Origin of the sequence: Lactiplantibacillus sp. ME-2, from assembly GCF_022549155.1 — a bacterium.
Lineage (GTDB): Bacteria > Bacillota > Bacilli > Lactobacillales > Lactobacillaceae > Lactiplantibacillus > Lactiplantibacillus plantarum.
In genome coordinates, this window is sequence record NZ_JAKZEQ010000077.1 from 1 (window position 1) to 5,109 (window position 5,109).

At 43.7% G+C, this 5,109-nt stretch carries 2 protein-coding genes and 1 pseudogene; all 3 read left to right on the forward strand.

Features of this window, described 5'->3' with window-relative positions; genetic code table 11:
* Positions 1–424, forward strand: a pseudogene (locus tag MMY95_RS15040) (galactose mutarotase); the annotation flags it as partial.
* Positions 425–751: 327 nt separating this feature from the next.
* Entirely contained in the window at positions 752–2,710 is a 1,959-nt protein-coding gene (locus tag MMY95_RS15045) for a glycoside-pentoside-hexuronide (GPH):cation symporter (protein WP_003643065.1), read from the forward strand.
* 96 nt (positions 2,711–2,806) lie between these two features.
* A complete protein-coding gene (locus MMY95_RS15050) occupies positions 2,807–5,023 on the forward strand; it encodes an alpha-galactosidase (RefSeq protein ID WP_241277780.1) in 2,217 nt (738 codons plus the stop codon).
* Positions 5,024–5,109 lie beyond the last annotated feature (86 nt).

Sequence of the window (5,109 nt, forward strand, 5' to 3'; positions counted from 1 at the left end):
CTTGGAATTTGATGATGAAAAAGTCCCAACTGGTAAGGAATTAGCAGTTAAAGGCACAGCGTATGACTTTAACCAGGCACAACCAGTTGAAAAGGCATTAGCCCAGCTGAAGACTGAGAATGGTGGCATTGAATTTGACGATGCGTATGAAGTCGCCCCAAGTGCGGCAGAACCAATTGCTATCGTTGGGGATACTGATGATAAGCGCCAAGTAAAAATTTATTCAGATCGCAATAGTCTTATTATATTCACGGCTAATCCGTTTGATGCTGATAAGGAAGACGCGCATCAATATAATGCGTTAGCGACGGAAGCCCAGACACTTCCTGATGCAATCAATCATCCTGATTTTGGTGATATTGTGTTACGTCCAGGAGCACCAGTGACGCATACGATTCGGTACCAATATGAACGGTTAAATTAATACTAGTTGAGGTGTCAGGCGAGTTCTGCCTGGCGCCTTTTTTGTAAACGTATGAGTAAACAATGTTTAATTTAGTTAACAAAGTCCCGAGCATCTGATTAATACCGTGATTAGTAAAACGATGATCATTGGTAAGATAATGAGTACTATACTGCTTAAGCCCTTGGAAAGCGGGCAATCAGTGTCGATAGGCGCATTAGCAGGTCCTAATCAAAAGCGGTATAGATAAAACTTTTGAACAAATTTTACTAAAAATCATTGACATTACTTCTGAAAACGATTACATTTAAACTTGTAAATTATTCAAGGAAGATGTGAGGCGAGATTATGGATGCAGAGACAAAGCAGAGTAAAGGTCGTAAAATAACATCGCGACTTGCTTATTCGTTTGGGGCGTTTGGGCACGATGCCTTCTATGCCACTTTATCAACTTATTTTATTATGTTTGTGACCTCCCACTTGTTCGATAAGAGTAGTGGGGCTCAAGGAACACAAATGATTGCTTGGATCACCATGATTATTGCAGGTTTGCGGTTCGTGGAACTAGCAATTGATCCTTTGATCGGGAATGCCATTGATAATACTAATTCTCGGTGGGGCCACTTTAAACCATGGATTGTCATTGGTGGGATTATAGGTTCCGTCGTTTTAGCACTTTTATTCACGAGTTTAGGCGGATTAAATACCTCAAACCCCATTCTATATTTAATTATTTTTGCAATTTTATACATTACAATGGATATTTTCTATTCGTTTAAAGACGTTGGTTTTTGGTCAATGATTCCAGCAATCTCATTTGACTCAGCAGAACGTGAAAAGACGGCGACATACGCCCGGGTTGGCTCTAACATTGGTGCCAACATCGTTGGGGTTATCGTTATGCCAATCGTCTTAATGTTTTCTGTTAAGTCTAACAGTGGTCAAGGTGACAACCGTGGTTGGATGGCATTTGGGATCATTATTGCCGCAATCGCTTTGATTTCTGCCTTAGTTGTTGCACTTGGAACCAAAGAAAATGATTCTGAATTGCGTAAGAACACTGAAAAGACTAGCTTCAAGGAAGTCTTCAAAGTGTTAGCCCGTAACGATCAATTGATGTGGTTATCATTGATGTATGGGATCTACACGGCAGGGATTGCCATTACGAACTCACTAGAACTTTACTACTTCACCTATATTTTGGGTGACGCCTCGAAGTTTACACTATTAGGTTCACTAAATGCGATTATTGGGATTTTTGCCGTATTGGCCTTCCCACCATTAGCAAAGAAGTTTAGTCGTCGTAAAGTGTTCTTCTTAGCAGTTGTTATTATGATGATTTCACTGATCATGTTTGCCTTTGCTGGTCAGTCATTACCAATGATCTTAACAGCGGCCGTATTATTCTACATTCCACAACCATTAATTTTCTTAGTTGTTTTGATGGTTTTGAGTGATTCTGTTGAATATGGGCAGTTGAAGTTTGGTCATCGTGACGAATCTTTAACCTTATCCGTTCGGCCTTTACTTGATAAATTAGGCGGTGCGATTTCTAACGGTGTCGTTGGTTTAACTGCTGTTTGGGCTGGGATGACAGCTGGTGCCACTGCTGGTGATGTGACTAGCCATGGCGCTGCCATCTTCAAGTTAATGATGTTCGGTGTACCTGCTGCTATGATTTTGATTGGGACATTCATCTTCTTCAAGAAGGTTAAGTTGGATGAAAAGATGCATGCACAAATCGTTGATGAACTTGAAAAAACATGGTCAACTCACTTGGAAACCGATGAAACTCCTGCTGAAGTTGAAGCAGAAGCCGATGCCAAGACGACGGTTTATCAAGATCCTGTTGCCGGGGAACTGATCAGTTTGAAAGATGTTGCTGACGAATCCTTCGCAAACGGTAGTATGGGTAAAGGTTTCGCCATTAAACCAACGGATGGTCGCGTTGTCGCACCATTTGATGGTGAAGTTGTTGCAACCTTCCCGACTCGCCATGCGATCGGATTACGTTCTGATACCGGTATTTTAACGCTAATTCATATTGGGATTGGTACTGTTAAGATGCGCGGGACTGGATTTGTTCAGTACGTTGAGAAGGGCGACCATGTCACACAAGGGCAAGAATTAATTGAATTCTGGCAACCAGCAATTGAAAAGGCTGGCTTGGATGATACCGTTATGGTCGTTATTACAAACTATAAAGATATGCCCGAATTTACGTATCTTAAAGATTCAGGAACCACCGTACAAGATGATGAAGATGTCTTACAATTATCGAATGTCGGCTTACCGGATCAAGCATAGTTTCTTTACGAGGAGAGCTATTAATGACGCGAGCCATTAATAGCTCTTTTTGTGAACTGAAATAGAAAAAGCTAATAGCGAAGGGAAGATTTTACTATGGCAGTAACGTTGCAGCAAACTTTAATTGACATTGATGAAGAACAACTTGTCTTTCACCTGCATAACGATCAAATATCGTATATTCTAGGTGTGGAGACAGGCAACGTGTTGGCCCACTTGTACTTTGGCCCACGGGTTCGGGGTTATCATGGCGAGCGTCAGTATCCCCGGATTGATCGGGGGTTCTCAGGAAATTTACCGAATACGACTGATCGAAGCTATTCCAAGGATGATTTGCCACAGGAATACGGTGGCAATAATACCGGTGATTATCGGCAACCCGCCGCGATTATTTGCGCGGCCAATGGTGCTCGAACAGTTGATTTTCGTTATCAAGACTGCCGGATGGAAGCCGGTAAGCCGGAACTTAAGGGCTTGCCACAAACTTATGTCGAAGATGAGGATGAAGCCCAAACTTTGATTGTGACGTTGCGAGATGCCACATTAGGCGTGACACTCGAATTAGCCTACACGATTTATCGGGATCGGCCAGTTATCACGCGTAGCGCCCGGTTGATTAATCACAGTGAGCAAGCTGTCGACTTAGAAAAAGTGGCTTCGATGCAGATGGACCTGCCAACCCAACCATTAGATGCCATTTCGTTACCTGGAAGCTATGCGCGTGAGCGCCAGCTTAGTCGTGAACGGCTCCATCGAGGTGTAACTCAGTTTGAAAGTCGCCGGGGTGCTAGTTCTCATCATATGAATCCTTTTGTGGCGCTAGCTGATCCGAATACTAATGAATTTCAAGGCAATGTCCTTGGTGCATTGCTAATTTATTCAGGTAACCACCAGGTTAGTTTAGAACGGGACCCAATTGGTCAGACACGCTTGACTATGGGAATCAATGAATATAACTTCGACTGGCGATTGGCGGCCGGTGATAGTTTCCAAACGCCCGAGGTTGCAATGGTGTACTCGACAACTGGACTTAACGGGATGTCGCAAGCCTATCATGATTTATTGCGCGATCGGGTTGCGCGTAGTCGCTACAAGCGCGAACCCCGGCCAATCTTGATTAACAATTGGGAAGCTACTTACTTTGACTTTGATGCGGACAAGATTCAATCAATCTTGGATGCTGCAGCACCACTGGGTATCGAAATGTTTGTGCTGGATGACGGTTGGTTCGGTCATCGAAATGATGATAATAGTTCGCTAGGTGACTGGTTTGTTAATCGGAACAAGTTACCAGGAGGCTTAGCGGATATTAGCAAACGGACCCATGATAAAGGGATGCGGTTCGGACTTTGGTTCGAGCCAGAAAATATTTCAGCCGATTCCGATCTTTATCGGGCCCATCCTGATTGGGTGTTAGGCGTACCAGATCGTGGCCGAACGTTATCGCGGAACGAATACGTGCTTGATTTCAGCCAGCCGGATGTTGTCGACAATATTTTTGAACAAATGACCGCAGTTCTTGATAAGGTGCCCATTGATTATATCAAGTGGGATATGAACCGCAATTTAACGGAAGTCTATTCGCCACATAGCGATTCAACTCATGAAGGTGAGACTAGCCACCGCTTTATCTTAGGTGTATATGACTTGATGGAGCGTTTAACGAAACGCTATCCACAGATCTTATTTGAAGGCTGCTCTGGCGGTGGTGGCCGCTTTGATGCTGGTTTAATGTATTATATGCCACAGAGTTGGCCATCAGATAATAATGACCCGATTGAACGGCTCAAAATTCAATATGGGACTTCACTCGTTTATCCAATTTCTGCAATTACCGCCCATGTTGGGACGAGCCCGGATGAATTGTTAGGACGGTCGACGTCGATGAAGATGCGTGGTGCTGTGGCAATGAGTGGTACCTTGGGCTATGAACTGGACGCGGCCCAACTAAGTGATGCGGACAAGCAGGCCGTTAAAAGACAGGTTGCCTTCTATAAGCAGCACCGTGAGTTAGTTCAATACGGGACCTTTTATCGATTAGAGAGCCCGTTTGAATCTAATACGGTGGCGTGGATGTTTGTTAGTCCGGATCAGAAAGAAGCTTTGCTGTTCACCTTCGTTATTTTAGGTGCAGTTCAACCAGAACCGCATATTACGAAGTTAGCGGGATTAGACCCTCAGCAGACCTACGTTGAGACCGATACAAACAAAATGTATGGTGGCGATGAATTGATGCAACTAGGACTTTACACGACTCCTGTTCAAACCAGTGATTTCACCGCGCAGGTACATTACTTCAAGGCTAAGGACTAAGCCGTTAGTTACATTGAAATTTGATTATCGCTAATCTAAAAGAACGCTCTGGCAAATAACTTGCCGGAGCGTTCTTTTGAAATCAA

Excerpts from the sequence above, each read along its gene's own strand:
- MMY95_RS15045 (WP_003643065.1), top strand. The coding sequence starts at position 752 with ATGGATGCAGAGACAAAGCAGAGTAAAGGTCGTAAAATAACATCGCGA.
- MMY95_RS15050 (WP_241277780.1), top strand. The coding sequence starts at position 2,807 with ATGGCAGTAACGTTGCAGCAAACTTTAATTGACATTGATGAAGAACAA.